The following is a 13,639-nucleotide window of genomic DNA, read 5'->3' as shown; positions in this document are numbered from 1 at the left end:
GCGGCCACGGCGCGGCACCGTCGCCCCGCACCGGCAAGGGGCCCCGGACCGGCGGAACATCGCACCCTGGAGGGTCCGCGCGGCCGAGCGCGGCGGCCCGGTACTGTTCGGCGGGTGAGTGGCATTGAGTTGGACGACTTCGGGGCCCTGGTGGAGCGGCCGGACGCGGGCGTGCGTCGGGACTCGCAGGAACGTTGGAGCGGCCTGGTACGGCCGTCCGGCGGGCTCGGGCGGGTGGCCGAACTGGCCGACTGGCTCGCCGCGGTGCAGGGTCAGGCGGTGGCGCGGCCGATCGTCCGCCCGAGGGCCCTGGTCTTCGCCGCCGACCACGGGGTGGCGCGGCTGGAGGTCTCCACCAGGCCCGCGGGCAGCACCGTCGACCTGGTGCGGGCCGCCCTCGACGGCACCTCGCCCGCCGCGATCCTGGCCCGCCAGTACGGCGCGGAGCTGCGCGTCATCGACGTGGCGGTCGACTGCGACCCGGCGGACCTGCCCGCCGCGGTCACCGCGCACCGGGTGCGGCGCGGCTCCGGCCGGCTCGACGTCGAGGACGCGCTGAGCCCGGAGGAGACGGAGAAGGCGTTCCGCACCGGGCTGGCGCTGGCCGACGAGGAGGCCGACTCCGGGACGGACCTGGTGCTGCTGGGCGACCTCAGCGTCGGCGGCACCACGGCCGCGGGCGTGCTCATCGCCGCGCTGTGCGGCACCGACGCCTCCGTGGTGACCGGGCGGGGGTCCGGCATCGACGACCTCGCCTGGATGCGCAAGTGCGCGGCGATCCGGGACGGGCTGCGCCGGGCCCGCCCGGTGCTCGGCGACCAGCTCGCGCTGCTCGGGGCGGTCGGCGGGGCCGACCTCGCCGCGATCACCGGGTTCCTGCTCCAGGCCGCGGTGCGCAAGCTGCCCGTCGTGCTCGACGGGGTGGTCAGCGCGGCCTGCGCGCTGGTCGCCCAGCGCGTGGCCTTCCGCGCGCCCGACTGGTGGGTGGCCGGCGCCGGCACGGGCGAGGCCGGGCAGGCCAAGGCACTCGACCGGGTGTCCCTCGAACCGCTGCTCGAACGCGCCGTCGCCGTCGGCGGCGGCGCCGGGGCGCTCCTGGCACTCCCGCTCCTCCAGGCCGCGGCGGCCCTCTCGGCCGGCCTCGCACCCGAGCAGGTGGCCCCGCCCGCCGGTTGAGCCGGCAGAGCCCCGCCCGCGGCGGGCCTCCGCGTTCCGCGAAGGCCCGCCGCGGGCGTCCGGGAGGGAGGGCCGGCGGCGGCCCTCACGGCAACGTGCGCGAGGGGATGGACAGTTCGGGGGGACGCAGGCCGCGCAGGCACAGGAAGCCGTCGTTCGCGATGTCGAGCCCCGCGGCCACCGCGACGTCGAGGGCCCACTGCGACTCCGCGCTGACGTGGGTGACGCGGGCCGCCTCCCCCGGGGGCGTGGCCACCAGCGCGGCGGTGAGCAGCCGGGTCGCCAGCCGGCGGGAGGTCGCCGCGAGCGCCTCGACGTGCCCGGCCCGGGCGTAGCAGTAGCCGCTGCCGGCCAGGTCGTCCACGACGAACAGCGCGTTGTGGCACAGCAGTTCGTCGTGGTCCGGCCCGTGCGCCCCGCCGCGGGTGCGCCGGTCCACGGAGTCCATCAGGTCGCGGTGCCGGGCGTTGCCCTGGTGCACGGCGCCGTCCAGCGGATCGAGGCCGCCGGTGTCCACCCGGCCCGACAGCCGCAGCGTCGGATGCAGGGTCAGGCCGGCGCGGCGCAGCGTCCGCGCGGCCACCGGGTCGCCCGGCGCGCACGCGATCCCGCGCAGGCAGGCCCGGCCGTAGTGCAGGGCCCGCGCCAGCAGCGCCTTGCCGACCTCCTTGCCCTGCGCTCCGGGCACCACCGCGAGCAGCGACAGCGACCAGGTTCCCTCGCGCCGCGCGGACAGCACCGCGCCGACCGGGCCGGCGGTCTCGTCCTCCATGATCCAGCACCCGCCGGGGTCGCTCCGGGCCAGGTGCCGCGTCCGGCCGTGCTGCCGGGCGGTCCGCTCGGCGTCGTCCGTTCCCTGCCCGCCGTCCAGGGACCGCGGCACGCCGAACGCGGCCGCCGCGATCTCCCGTACGACCCCGGCGTCCTGCTCGTCGTCGCGTACGGGGCGAAGAATCACCGTTCCATCATGCGACGGCGAGCAGGCGGCGGTACAACCTCCTCGCGGGGACGGCTCGTTACGGCAGGGCGAGCATCTGCTCCAGCGCCAGCTTGGCGTAGTGCTCGGTCTCGGCGTCGACCCGGATGCGGTTGACCGGCTTGCCGTCGGCCAGCGACTCCAGCGTCCACACCAGGTGGGGCAGGTCGATGCGGTTCATCGTGGAGCAGAAGCAGACGGTCCGGTCGAGGAAGACGATCTGCTTGTCGGGGTGGGCCGCGGCCAGGCGGCGGACGAGGTTGAGTTCGGTGCCCAGCGCCCACGCCGAGCCCGCGGGTGCCTCGTCGAGCATCTTGATGATGTGCTCGGTGGAGCCGACGTGGTCGGCGGCGGTGACGACCTCGTGCTTGCACTCGGGGTGCACCAGCACGTTGATCCCGGGGACGCGGGCGCGCACGTCCTCGACCGACTCCAGCGAGAAGCGCCCGTGCACCGAGCAGTGCCCGCGCCACAGGATCATCTTCGCGGCGCGCAGCCGCTCGGGCGTCAGGCCGCCCCCGGGCTTGTGCGGGTTGTAGACCACGCAGTCGTCGAGCGACAGGCCCATCTCGCGCACCGCGGTGTTGCGGCCGAGGTGCTGGTCGGGGAGGAAGAGCACCTTCTCGCCCTGCTCGAACGCCCACTCCAGCGCGCGCCGCGCGTTGGACGAGGTGCAGATGGTGCCGCCGTGCCGGCCGGTGAACGCCTTGATGTCGGCCGAGGAGTTCATGTACGACACCGGGACGGTGACGTCGGCGACGCCGGCGTCGGCCAGCACGTCCCAGCACTCGGCGACCTGCTCCGCGCTGGCCATGTCGGCCATCGAGCAGCCGGCCGCGAGGTCGGGGAGGATCACCTGCTGGGCGTCCGAGGTGAGGATGTCCGCGGACTCGGCCATGAAGTGCACGCCGCAGAAGACGATGTACTCCGCGTCGGGCCGGGCGGCCGCGTCGCGGGCGAGCTTGAAGGAGTCGCCGGTGACGTCGGCGAACTCGATGACCTCGTCGCGCTGGTAGTGGTGGCCGAGGACGAAGACCCGCTCGCCCAGCCGCGCCTTGGCCGCCCGGGCGCGGGCCACCAGGTCGGGGTCGGACGGCGCGGGCAGGTCGCCGGGGCACTCGACGCCGCGCTCGCTGCGCGGGTCGGACTCGCGGCCGAGCAGCAGCAGGGCGAGCGGCGTGGGCCGGACGTCCAGCGGAGCCGTCGGGTCCATCGGGGTGTGTGTGGTGGTCACGGGCCCGTAGCCCTTTCTTCGCAGCGCGCAGACCTTCTCGTCTACTTGACACTATCTATCATATCCCGTTCGCGTCAGATTGACGATGCCGGATTCGTCACTGTGACGCACACCGCTGGGCAACACCCGGGCGTGTGCGACCATGGAGGACGAGTCAGGAATAAGTCGCCGCGGACCCGGAATGAATCCGAAGAGGCATCGGTTAGTCATCGACAGCCAGCAGTCCGTACAACCCGGGAGTGAAGCACATGACGGTTCAGGACGAGACCACCACGACGGACGGCATCCTCCTGTCCGACGCTGCCGCCGCCAAGGTGAAGAGCCTGCTGGAGCAGGAGGGCCGTGAGGACCTCGCGCTGCGGGTCGCCGTCCAGCCCGGCGGCTGCTCGGGCCTGCGCTACCAGCTCTTCTTCGACGAGCGCGCCCTCGACGGCGACGTCGTCAAGGACTTCGACGGCGTCAAGGTCGTCACGGACCGTATGAGCGCCCCGTACCTGGGCGGCGCCTCCATCGACTTCGTGGACACCATCGAGAAGCAGGGCTTCACGATCGACAACCCGAACGCCACCGGCTCCTGCGCCTGCGGCGACTCCTTCCACTGACACCTCCCCGAGCCCGAACGCGAGCCCGCCGGGCTCCGCGGTCGGGCCGGGAGGAAGCGGCGGCACCCCCCATGGGCGCCGCCGCTTCGTCGTGTCCGGACCGGTCGGGGCGGTCAGCGGCCCGCGAGCGTCCGGTCGTTCGAGGCGTCCACCACCGTGCGGTCGCCCAGCGGCGCCGCCAGCGTCACCGTCTGGTGCAGTTGCCCGATGATCATCGGGCACACCGTGCCCTTCGGCTTGGGCGTGGCGACCACCGAGACCCGCACCTGGTCGCCGCTCGCGCTCGCCGACGCCTTGTAGGCGTCGCACTGCCCGCCCTCGTAGACGAGCGTGAGGGTGCGGCCCGAGGTGGTGTACGAGTCGACCGGCACCCGGTGCACGGTCCGCCCGTCCGACGAACCCGTCGGGGCGGGCAGGATCGGCCCGCCCGGGTTCGGCGGCGGCGGGGAGGACGGCGTCCCGGTGGGCGGCGTGCCCGAGGCGTCGCCGGTGGTACCGCTGGTGATGTAGCGCGGGTCCACCGCGGTCTGCGCCACCACGGAGGTGGCGGCCGTCCCGGTCGGCGCGGTCTCGAACAGCCAGGCGGGCACCAGCGTCTGGACGCCCGCCACGTACTCCAGCGCGAGCCCGAAGGACGCGCCGCGCACCTCCGTCGACTGCCCGGCGCCGCTGCCGGGCACGCTCCCCGACCCGCCGGGCACCACGCCGCCGTTCACCGCGCCCGGGTGCATGACCGTGGTCGGGGAGTTCAGCTCCTTCAGCGCGGTGGCCGCGCCGACCACCGGGTAGGTGTCACCCTTCTCCAGGTCCGCCAGTCGGCCGAAGCCGTCGCGGATCCGGCCGTCCGCGCCGACCTGGAGGGAGGTGGTCCAGCCGTGCGTGGCCGTCCCGCCCACCCGCGGGTCGGCGCTCACCGTCCGGATCGCGCCCACCGCGGTCGAGGCGTCCACCTTCGCGCCGGACAGCCCGAGGCCCTTCAGCACCGGCGCGGCCACGGCCAGCGCCTTCGCCGCCGGGACCGGGGAGGTACCCGAGCCGTCGGTGCGGGCACCGGTCGCCGGCGCACCGCCCGAGGTGTACGACCAGGTGCCCGGCGCGGCCTTGCCCACCACCAGCGACGGCGCGTCGGCGCCCGCCTCCGCACCCGCCCGCCAGGAGCCGTCCTCCGTGCGCACGCCGCCGGGCACGCCGAGCAGCCGCGCCAGGTGCTGGACGTCCGAGGCCGTCACGGTGCCGGACGCCTCGTACACCGCCGCCTTCTGCGGGCCCTTCGGCAGGGTGCCGGTCAGGTGGTAGCGGTCGGTGCCGCCGTCGGAGGGGGCCGAGGGGGCCGCGGCCACCCCGTTCACGGGCGCGTCCATGCGCAGCGGCCGCACCCCGTCGTCTCCTCCTCCGCCGCTCGCCGCGGACGCCCACCAGGCGCCCCCGCCTCCGGCCACCAGGACGGCCGCCACCACCGCCCCCACGGCCCACCGGGGCCTGCGGGTGGGCCGGTTCTCGTGGTCCGGGCTCTCGGCGCCCACCGCGCGCTCCGCGTCCAGCGGGCCCGGGGCGGTGCCTTCGGTGGCGCCGTCGTCGCGTTCGTTGCTCACTGTGTGCTCCTTCGGCTCTGTCGACCGTCAGGTGCACATGTGACGTGGCGGGGCCCGAAGCGGTTCCACCGTTCGGGTGAGGAGGGCGGGGGAGGGCGAGGGGGAGGGGCCCGGGCGGCCCGGGCCCCGCGCCGTCAGGCGCCGTACTCCGCCATGCCCCGCACGGCCGCGACCGACGTCGCCGGGACGTGGATGCCCGGCGGACGCACGCCTCCCGCCTGCGGCTTCGCCGGCGCCGCGGCGCGCCAGTGCTCCGCGGTGCGGCGGCAGTCGCCGAGCAGTTCGGCCATGCTCTCGGGATTCTCCGTGTACGCAGCGGTGCGGGGAGTGCTCATACTTCGACCCTAGGCACCTTCGCGGCTCGGACAAAGTCCTACCAACCGGTAGTTTCGGGAGGGAGCGGGCGCCGCGGGCCGCCCCGCCGCCAGGGCCGGTCCGGTGGCGGCGGGACGGGGCCGCCGGGGCCGGTCGGGCGCCCGGCCCCTGTAGCGTTAGGCGTCCCCCAATACCGTTTCCAGGGAGCCGCCGCCGTGCGCATCGCCGTAACTGGATCCATTGCCACCGACCACCTGATGAACTTCCCCGGGCGGTTCGCCGATCAGCTGGTCGCGGACCAACTCCACACGGTGTCGCTGTCGTTCCTCGTCGACGCGCTGGACGTGCGGCGCGGCGGCGTCGCGGCCAACATCTGCTTCGGCATGGGCCAGCTCGGCACCAAGCCGATCCTGGTCGGCGCGGCGGGCACCGACTTCGCGGAGTACCGGGCCTGGCTCGAGCGCCACGGCGTGGACACCGACTCGGTGCGGATCTCCGACGTGCTGCACACCGCCCGCTTCATCTGCACCACCGACTCGGAGCACAACCAGATCGGCTCCTTCTACACCGGTGCGATGAGCGAGGCGCGGCTGATCGAGTTGCAGCACGTCGCCGAGCGGATCGGCGGCCTGGACCTGGTCTCCATCGGCGCCGACGACCCCGAGGCGATGATCCGCCACACCCAGGAGTGCCGGGCCCGCTCCATCCCGTTCGCCGCGGACTTCTCCCAGCAGATCGCCCGTATGGACGGCGACGACATCCGGGTGCTCGTCGAGGGCGCCGCGTACCTGTTCAACAACGAGTACGAGGCCGGGCTGATCGAGTCCAAGACGGGCTGGAGCGCGGCGGAGATCCTGGACCGGGTGGAGAACCGGGTGACCACCCTCGGCGCCAAGGGCGTCCGGATCGAGCGCAAGGGCGAGCCGGACATCGTCGTCGGCTGCGCGCAGGAGGAGGCGAAGGTCGACCCGACGGGCGTCGGCGACGGCTTCCGCGCCGGCTTCCTGTCCGGCCTCGCCTGGGGCGTCGGCCTGGAGCGCGCCGCCCAGATCGGCTGCATGCTCGCCACCCTGGTGATCGAGACCCTCGGCACCCAGGAGTACGAACTGCGCCGCGGCCACTTCATGGAGCGCTTCGCGAAGGCGTACGGCGACACCGCCGCCGACGAGGTGCGCGGCCACATCGGCGCCTGACCGCACCCGCACCCGCACCGCACCCGTCCGCCCCGCTCAGCCGCGGCGCCGCACCACGTAGGCGGCGCCGCGCTCGGCGGGGCGTTCACCGACGTACTCCTGGGCGCGCATCTCGCACCACGCGGGGATGTCCAGGCGCGCGGCCTCGTCGTCGGACAGCACCGTGACGAGGCCGCCGACCGGCACCCGGCCGATCACCCGGGCGAGTTCGATGACCGGGATCGGGCAGCGCTTGCCGAGCGAGTCGACCACCAGGCCCGCGTCCCCGCCCTCGTTCCGCCCGCCGCCCTGGCTGCCGTCGCCGTTCCGGTCCTCGTGCCCGTTCCGGTCCCGGCCCCCGTTCCGGTCCTCGTGCCCGGGCTCCGGGGCGTCGGCGTGCGCCCGGGCAGCGGGTTCGTCCTCCGCTCCGCGTACGGCCGCCGGTGCGTCGAGGTGGGCGCGCACCCTCGCCACCACCCCGGGCAGCGTGTCCAGGAAGCGGTCGACGTCGGCCGCCGTGGCGCCGGCGGGCAGCGACACCCGGATGTTCCCCTCCGACAGCACTCCCATGGCCCTGAGCACATGGCTCGGCGTGAGGGTGCTGGAGGTGCAGGACGACCCCGAGGAGACCGAGAAGCCCGCCAGGTCCAGACCGGCCAGCAGCGCCTCCCCGTCGACGTACAGGCAGGAGAAGGTGACCAGGTGCGGCAGCCGCAGCCGGTCGTGGCCGACCACCTCGACGTCCGGCACCAGCCGGGGCACCTCCGTCCTGATCCGGTCCACCAGGGCCGAGAGCCGGGCTGCCTCCGACGCGGCCTGCGCGCGGACCGCCCGCAGCGACGCGGCCGCCGCCACGATCGCGGGCAGGTTCTGGAAACCGGGGGAGCGGCCCGACTCCCGCTCGTCCGCGGGCTCCTGGGGGGCGTACCGGGTGCCCTTGCGCACCGCCAGCAGCCCCACTCCGGGTGGGCCGCCCCACTTGTGCGCGCTCGCCGCCAGCAGCGACCAGGCGCCCTCCACCGGTCCCCACGCCAGCGACTGGGCCGCGTCCACCAGCAGCGGCACCCCGGCCGCGCGGCACAGGTCGGCCACCTCCGCGACCGGTTGGACGGTGCCCACCTCGTGGTTCGCCGACTGGAGCGCGGCCAGCGCGGTGCCCTCCCCGGCCGCCGGTTCCTCCCCTGTCGTCTGCTCTGCCCCGGTCCCCGGCTCCGCGCCGCCCGCGAGCGCCGCCGCGAAGTCCGCCGGCGCCACCCGCCCGGTCCGATCCACCCCGACCTGTACGGTCCCGCCCCCCGCGACCGCCTCGGCGGCGTGCAGCACCGCGGAGTGCTCCACCGCCGACACCACCAGCCGGCGGCCGGCCCGGCGCCGCGCCGCGGCCACCCCCGACACCGCCGAGTGCAGCGCGCGCGTCCCCGAAGGAGTGAACACCAACTCGTCGGCGCGGCAGCCGACCGCCTCCGCGGCGGCCTCGCGCGCCGCGTCCAACAGCAGCCGCGCCCGCCGCCCCTCGCGGTACAGCCGGGCCGGGTCGGCCCATCCCTCGTCGAGCGCGGCGAGCAGCGCCTCGCGCGCCACCGGGTGCAGGGGAGCGGCGGACGCCGCGTCGAAGTAGGGCACCTCAGCACGCTACAACCCCGGTCCGCCGCCCGGCGGCGCCGTTCGGCGCGGCGTCAGAACGTCGGCGGCGTGCGGCATTCCGGGCGGGCGCGGCACCCGAGAGACAGCCGAGAGACAGCCGAGCGGCACCCGACGGCCCCCCGGCACGCAGGCGATCCGCACGTGATCCAACCTTTCGGGGAGCGCCCCGGCGCGTTGGCCCCCCTCCCCGCGAGACTCCAAATAGCGTCCAGTAGGGTTTGTGCCGCATAAACATCCACACCTACGCGCCCGCGCTCGGGCCGACCGACCAGCAGACGGCCGGAACACTCGGGACGCGCGGGCGAGACTCTCGGGAAGGCGCTACGTGAGTCCCAACGGCTCCGACCTCCCCCACGGCCAGGACGGCGTGGGAGGTACCCCATTGTCGCGGCGCCCGGTGCGGCGATGGCTGCCGCGGGCGCTGGCCGCGGGCCTGGTCCTGGTAACCGCTACCGGTTGCTCCTACAAGGACTATCCCCGCCTCGGTATGCCCACCCCGGCGACGGAACAGGCACCGCGAATCCTCTCCCTCTGGCAGGGCTCCTGGGCCGCCGCACTGGCGACCGGCGTACTGGTCTGGGGCCTGATCCTGTGGAGCGTGATCTTCCACCGGCGCAGCCGGACCAAGGTCGAGGTCCCTCCGCAGACCCGTTACAACATGCCGATCGAGGCCTTCTACACGATCGTCCCGATCCTCGTGATCGCGGTGCTGTTCTACTTCACCGCCCGGGACGAGACGAAGCTGCTGGACACCTCGAAGAAGCCGCAGCACGTGATCAACGTGGTCGGGTTCCAGTGGAGCTGGGGCTTCAACTACCTGGAGAACGTGGACGGCAACGCGGCGACACCCAAGAAGGTGCCGTCGGAGATCTCCGAGATCCCGCAGAACAAGCTCGACTGGCAGAAGGGCGAGGAGGGCGTCTACGACGTCGGCACCGCGGCCAGCAAGGACCCGGACACCGGGCTGCCCGGGCCCACGCTGTGGCTGCCCAAGGGCGAGACCGTCCGGTTCGTGCTGACCTCGCGTGACGTCATCCACGACTTCTGGGTCGTCCCCTTCCTGATGAAGATGGACGTCGTGCCCGGCCAGACCAACGACTTCCAGGTCACCCCGAGCCGCCTCGGCGACTTCAAGGGCAAGTGCGCCGAACTCTGCGGTGTCGACCACTCGCGGATGCTGTTCAACGTGAAGGTGGTCACGCCGGCGCAGTACGAGCAGCACCTCAAGGACCTGGCGGCGAAGGGTCAGACCGGTTTCCTGCCGTCGGGCATCGCCACCACGGGCAACGCGAAGAACTCGGAGCCCAAGACCACATGAGCATTCTCAACGAACCTCAGGGTGCGGCGGAGGCCGACGACTCCTACGAGGACGAAATCCCGGCCCGGGTCAGGAAGCCCGGTTCGATGTCCGTGTCGTGGCTCACCACCACCGACCACAAGACCATCGGCACCATGTACCTGGTGACGTCGTTCGCGTTCTTCCTGATCGGCGGCGTCCTGGCGCTGCTGATGCGGGCCGAGCTGGCGCGTCCGGGCAACCAGATCCTGTCCAACGAGCAGTTCAACCAGGCGTTCACGATGCACGGCACCGTGATGCTGCTGATGTTCGCGACGCCGCTGTTCGCGGGCTTCACCAACTGGATCATGCCGCTGCAGATCGGCGCGCCCGACGTGGCGTTCCCGCGGCTGAACATGTTCGCCTACTGGCTCTACCTGTTCGGCTCGCTGATCGCGGTGGGCGGCTTCGTCACCCCGCAGGGTGCGGCCGACTTCGGCTGGTTCGCGTACTCGCCGCTGTCCAACGCGGTGAACTCGCCCGGTGTCGGCGCCGACATGTGGATCATGGGTCTGGCGCTGTCCGGCTTCGGCACGATCCTCGGCGCGGTCAACTTCATCACCACGATCATCTGCATGCGCGCCCCGGGCATGACGATGTTCCGGATGCCGATCTTCTGCTGGAACGTGCTGCTGACCGCGGTGCTCGTGCTGCTCGCCTTCCCGGTGCTGGCGGCCGCGCTGCTGTGTCTGGAAGCGGACCGGAAGTTCGGCGCGCACGTCTTCGACGCGGCCAACGGCGGCGCACTGCTGTGGCAGCACCTCTTCTGGTTCTTCGGCCACCCAGAGGTGTACATCATCGCGCTGCCGTTCTTCGGCATCATCTCCGAGGTCATCCCGGTCTTCAGCCGCAAGCCGATGTTCGGCTACATCGGCCTGGTCGCCGCGACGATCTCCATCGCCGGCCTGTCGGTCACGGTGTGGGCGCACCACATGTACGTCACCGGCGGCGTGCTGCTGCCGTTCTTCTCGTTCATGACCTTCCTGATCGCGGTACCGACCGGTGTGAAGTTCTTCAACTGGATCGGCACCATGTGGAAGGGCTCGCTCAGTTTCGAGACACCGATGCTGTGGTCCATCGGCTTCCTGATCACCTTCACCTTCGGTGGTCTGACCGGTGTCATCCTGGCGGCGCCGCCGCTGGACTTCCACGTCTCGGACTCGTACTTCGTGGTCGCGCACTTCCACTACGTCGTCTTCGGCACCGTGGTGTTCGCGATGTTCGCGGGCTTCCACTTCTGGTGGCCCAAGATGACCGGGAAGATGCTCGACGAGCGACTGGGCAAGATCACCTTCTGGACGCTGTTCTTCGGCTTCCACGGCACCTTCCTCGTCCAGCACTGGCTGGGTGTCGAGGGCATGCCCCGCCGCTACGCGGACTACCTCGCGGCGGACGGGTTCACCACGCTGAACACGGTGTCCACGATCAGCTCGTTCCTGCTCGGCCTGTCGATCCTGCCGTTCCTCTACAACGTCTGGAAGACGGCGAAGTACGGCAAGAAGGTCGAGGTCGACGACCCGTGGGGCTACGGCCGTTCGCTGGAGTGGGCGACCTCCTGCCCGCCGCCGCGGCACAACTTCCTCACGCTGCCCCGGATCCGCTCCGAATCCCCGGCGTTCGACCTGCACCACCCGGAGATCGCGGCCCTGGACGCGCTGGCCCACAGCGGAGCCCCGGCGGCGCCCGTGCTGTCCGGCTCGGACGAGACGGAGGCCGGCAAGTGAAGGTCCAAGGCAAGATGTTCCTGGGCTTCGCCGCCTTCATCCTGGCGTCGGCGATCGTCTACGGACTGTGGTCGAAGGAAGCGGCCGGCACCACGGCGCTGTTCATGGCCTTCGCGCTGTGCACCATGGTCGGCTTCTACCTGGCGTTCACCGCCCGGCGGGCCGACACCGGCGCGCAGGACCGGGAGGACGCGGACGTCGCCGACGACGCGGGCGAGCTGGGCTTCTTCAGCCCGCACAGCTGGCAGCCGCTCGCCCTGGCGATCGGCGGCAGCCTGGCCTTCCTCGGCATCATCTTCGGCTGGTGGCTGCTCTTCTTCTCCCTGCCGGTGATCCTGGTCGGCGTGTGGGGATGGGTGTTCGAGTACTACCACGGTGAGAACCGCACCCAGTAGGCGCACGGGCGGCCGCGACGGCCGCCGACCGAGGGGCGGGTCCGGAGCACCGACACGGTGCTCAGGGCCCGCCCTCACCGTTTTGCAGGCGTCCACCGCGCGGAATCCGGCGGCCGTTCCTAGCGTGAGTCGCATGAACCACCTCCCCGAGCGCCCCCGTCCCCGCCGGCTGATAACCGTGCGCCGCGCGATCCTCGCGGCGCCCCTCGCGATAGGACTCGCCGCCTGCGGCGGTGGTGGCAACCCGCTGGCATCCTCCCCCCACGACGCCGCGGCCAAGGTCACCTTCGGTTCCGCCGGCGGCGGCAAGGCCAATCCGGCCAAGCCTCTCAAGGTCTCCGTGCACAACGGCTCGCAGATCACCGACGTCACCGCGACCGACTCGACCGGCCGGTACGTCAGCGGCCAGCTCAGCGCCGACAGCCGGAGCTGGCACTCCACCACTCCGCTCGCCGCCGGCGCCCACTACACCGTCCGGGTGAGCACCGAGGACTCCGGCGGCCACCCCGGCCGCAAGACCCTCAGCTTCGACACCACCGGCGCGACGGCCGGATTCCACGTCACCTTCGGCCCGGAAGCCGGTACCTACGGCGTCGGCCAGCCGATCACCGCGTCGCTCAGCGCCCCGGTCAAGGACAAGCAGTCCCGCGCGGTGGTGGAGTCCCACCTCCAGGTCGTCAGTAGCCCGCGGGCCGCGCAGGGCTCCTGGTACTGGGTGGACGACAGGACGCTGCACTACCGGCCCAGCACGTACTGGCCCGCCCACGCCACGATCACCGCCCGCAGCACCCTCAGCGGCGTGCAGATCGCCAAGAAGCTCTACGGCGGGGCGGACAAGCCGCTGACGGTCCACACCGGCGACCGCATCGAGGCGCTCACCGACGCCTCCAGCGACCAGATGACCTTCAAGGACGACGGCAAGGTGGTCCGGACCCTCCCGGTCACCACCGGCAAGCCGGGCTTCGACACCCGCAACGGCATCAAGGTGGTGCTGGACAAGGAGTCGTTCGTCCAGATGAAGAGCTCCACGGTCGGTATCGCCGCCGGCAGCTCGGACTCGTACGACCTGCCGGTCTACTGGGCCACCCGGGTGACCTGGAGCGGCGAGTACGTGCACGCCGCGCCGTGGTCGGTGGGCTCCCAGGGGTACGCCAACGTCAGCCACGGCTGCACCGGCATGAGCACCGCGGACGCGGAGTGGTTCTTCGACCACGTCCGGGTCGGGGACGTCGTGCAGGTCGTCAACAGCCAGGGCCCGACGATGACGCCGTTCGACAACGGCTTCGGCGACTGGAACCTGAGCTGGGCCCAGTGGCAGAAGGGCAGCGCGCTGAACGGCGGTTCGGCGGGCGCCGGCGGCAGCACCGGCAGCAGTTCCCAGGACAGCGGCACCGACCAGGACCAGACCACTCCGGTCGACGTCCCGGCCGGCACCCCGGCCCGTCTCAGCCCCCAGACCGCCTGAGGGCCCCT

12 protein-coding genes are annotated in these 13,639 nt (G+C 72.7%); 7 read left to right on the top strand and 5 right to left on the bottom strand.

Annotated features, from left to right (window positions below):
• Positions 1–114: 114 nt before the first annotated feature.
• Positions 115–1,176, top strand: a complete 1,062-nt coding sequence (locus RVR_RS08205) for a nicotinate-nucleotide--dimethylbenzimidazole phosphoribosyltransferase (RefSeq protein ID WP_202233222.1) — start codon at positions 115–117, stop codon at positions 1,174–1,176.
• A gap of 85 nt (positions 1,177–1,261) precedes the next feature.
• Here RVR_RS08205 and RVR_RS08200 read toward each other — a convergent pair whose 3' ends face one another.
• Together RVR_RS08200 and nadA are read right to left on the bottom strand one after the other, a co-directional pair.
• A complete protein-coding gene (locus RVR_RS08200) occupies positions 1,262–2,134 on the bottom strand; it encodes a GNAT family N-acetyltransferase (RefSeq protein WP_202233221.1) in 873 nt (290 codons plus the stop codon).
• A 58-nt stretch (positions 2,135–2,192) separates the two neighbouring features.
• Positions 2,193–3,365 carry a quinolinate synthase NadA gene (nadA, locus tag RVR_RS08195; RefSeq protein ID WP_202238471.1) on the bottom strand — a complete coding sequence of 391 codons (1,173 nt, stop codon included), beginning with the start codon at positions 3,363–3,365 and terminating at the stop codon, positions 2,193–2,195.
• Positions 3,366–3,634: 269 nt separating this feature from the next.
• Here nadA and RVR_RS08190 point away from each other — a divergent pair, with 269 nt between their 5' ends.
• Entirely contained in the window at positions 3,635–3,988 is a 354-nt protein-coding gene (locus RVR_RS08190; RefSeq protein WP_202233220.1) for a HesB/IscA family protein, read from the top strand.
• A 113-nt stretch (positions 3,989–4,101) separates the two neighbouring features.
• Here RVR_RS08190 and RVR_RS08185 read toward each other — a convergent pair whose 3' ends face one another.
• Both RVR_RS08185 and RVR_RS08180 read right to left on the bottom strand, forming a co-directional pair.
• Complete coding sequence (locus RVR_RS08185; RefSeq protein WP_202233219.1) at positions 4,102–5,580, bottom strand: hypothetical protein; 1,479 nt, start codon at positions 5,578–5,580, stop codon at positions 4,102–4,104.
• A gap of 134 nt (positions 5,581–5,714) precedes the next feature.
• A complete protein-coding gene (locus RVR_RS08180) occupies positions 5,715–5,915 on the bottom strand; it encodes a hypothetical protein (RefSeq protein ID WP_202233218.1) in 201 nt (66 codons plus the stop codon).
• A gap of 195 nt (positions 5,916–6,110) precedes the next feature.
• On the opposite strand from RVR_RS08180, the gene RVR_RS08175 reads away from it, so the two are divergent.
• Positions 6,111–7,088: a carbohydrate kinase family protein gene (locus RVR_RS08175; protein WP_202233217.1), complete on the top strand. Its 978-nt coding sequence runs from the start codon at positions 6,111–6,113 to the stop codon at positions 7,086–7,088.
• A gap of 36 nt (positions 7,089–7,124) precedes the next feature.
• Here the strand turns inward: RVR_RS08175 and RVR_RS08170 are convergent, their stop codons facing one another.
• Positions 7,125–8,690 carry a cysteine desulfurase/sulfurtransferase TusA family protein gene (locus RVR_RS08170; RefSeq protein WP_202233216.1) on the bottom strand — a complete coding sequence of 522 codons (1,566 nt, stop codon included), beginning with the start codon at positions 8,688–8,690 and terminating at the stop codon, positions 7,125–7,127.
• A 346-nt stretch (positions 8,691–9,036) separates the two neighbouring features.
• Here RVR_RS08170 and ctaC point away from each other — a divergent pair, with 346 nt between their 5' ends.
• The 4 genes from ctaC to RVR_RS08150 all read left to right on the top strand — a co-directional run bounded on the left by ctaC (position 9,037) and on the right by RVR_RS08150 (position 13,631).
• Positions 9,037–10,029 (top strand): aa3-type cytochrome oxidase subunit II, encoded by a 993-nt coding sequence (gene ctaC, locus RVR_RS08165; protein WP_202233215.1) that lies wholly within the window; start codon positions 9,037–9,039, stop codon positions 10,027–10,029.
• Positions 10,026–11,771, top strand: coding sequence for an aa3-type cytochrome oxidase subunit I (ctaD, locus tag RVR_RS08160; RefSeq protein ID WP_202233214.1), 1,746 nt, complete (start codon positions 10,026–10,028; stop codon positions 11,769–11,771). The genes ctaC and ctaD overlap by 4 nt, the downstream gene beginning before the upstream one ends.
• Positions 11,768–12,166 carry a cytochrome c oxidase subunit 4 gene (locus RVR_RS08155; RefSeq protein ID WP_202233213.1) on the top strand — a complete coding sequence of 133 codons (399 nt, stop codon included), beginning with the start codon at positions 11,768–11,770 and terminating at the stop codon, positions 12,164–12,166. Before ctaD ends, RVR_RS08155 begins: the two co-directional genes overlap by 4 nt.
• 133 nt (positions 12,167–12,299) lie before the next feature.
• Positions 12,300–13,631 (top strand): L,D-transpeptidase, encoded by a 1,332-nt coding sequence (locus tag RVR_RS08150; RefSeq protein ID WP_202233212.1) that lies wholly within the window; start codon positions 12,300–12,302, stop codon positions 13,629–13,631.
• Positions 13,632–13,639: the final 8 nt, after the last annotated feature.

It is taken from the genome of Streptomyces sp. SN-593, assembly GCF_016756395.1.
Classification (GTDB): Bacteria; Actinomycetota; Actinomycetes; order Streptomycetales; family Streptomycetaceae; genus Actinacidiphila; species Actinacidiphila reveromycinica.
The sequence above is the reverse complement of the archived record's forward strand: the minus strand, read 5'-3'. Positions and strand labels throughout refer to the sequence as shown.